Annotated in this window: 1 protein-coding gene; it reads right to left on the reverse strand. The window is 70.2% G+C overall.

The window, feature by feature from the left end; translation table 11 throughout:
- On the reverse strand, window positions 1-1,163 hold a 1,163-nt coding region (gene glyA, locus ACLQ7E_RS15670), incomplete at both ends, for a serine hydroxymethyltransferase (protein WP_411733510.1).

Genomic DNA, 1,163 nt, shown 5'->3' on the forward strand with positions numbered 1-1,163 from the left:
AGGGCCGCGAGCGTCGCCTCGTTCCCCTCCCGGGTGCCCGCGATGAGGGTCTCTGCGATGATGTCGGCGACCTCCACGAACGCGGCCTCGGAGAAGCCGCGGGTCGCCAGCGCCGGGGTGCCGATGCGCAGCCCCGAGGTGACCATCGGCGGACGCGGGTCAAAGGGGACCGCGTTGCGGTTCACCGTGATCTCCACCTTCGCCAGCAGGTCCTCGCCCTGCTGCCCGTCCAGCTCCGAGTGCCTCAGGTCCACCAGGACCAGGTGCACATCGGTGCCGCCGGTCAGCACCGAGATGCCCACCGCGGCGACGTCCGGGGCGTTGAGGCGCTCGGCCAGGATGTGCGCCCCGGCCAGGGTGCGTTCCTGGCGTTCGCGGAACTCCTCGGTCGCGGCGATCTTGAACGCGACGGCCTTGCCGGCGATCACGTGCTCCAGCGGGCCGCCCTGCTGGCCGGGGAACACCGCGGAGTTGATCTTCTTCGCGATGTCGGCGTCGTTGGTCAGGATGATCCCGCCGCGCGGACCCGCCAGGGTCTTGTGCGTGGTGGAGGAGACGACGTGGGCGTGCGGCACCGGGGAGGGGTGCAGCCCGGCGGCGACCAGGCCGGCGAAGTGCGCCATGTCCACGAACAGGTACGCGCCGACCTTGTCGGCGATCGCCCGGAATCGCTCGAAGTCCAGCTGGCGCGGGTAGGCGGACCAGCCGGCAACGATCATCTTCGGCTTGTGCTCCAGGGCCAGGGCCTCGACCTTGTCCATGTCCACCACCAGGGTGTCCTCCTCGACACCGTACGGGACGATGTTGTAGAGGCGGCCGGAGAAGTTGATCTTCATGCCGTGGGTCAGGTGCCCGCCGTGGGCCAGGTTCAGGCCCATGACGGTGTCGCCCGGGCGGATCAGCGCGTGCATGACCGAGGCGTTGGCCTGGGCGCCGGAGTGCGGCTGCACGTTGGCGAACGCGGCGCCGAAGAGGGCCTTGACCCGCTCGATCGCCAGGGTCTCGACGACGTCGACCTCCTCGCAGCCGCCGTAGTAGCGGCGTCCCGGGTAGCCCTCGGCGTACTTGTTGGTCAGCACCGAACCCTGCGCCTGCATCACCGCGAGGGCCGTGTGGTTCTCCGAGGCGATCATCTCCAGGCCGCGCTGCTGGCGGGCCAGCTC

This window comes from Paeniglutamicibacter sp. (assembly GCF_046714615.1).
GTDB lineage: Bacteria > Actinomycetota > Actinomycetes > Actinomycetales > Micrococcaceae > Paeniglutamicibacter.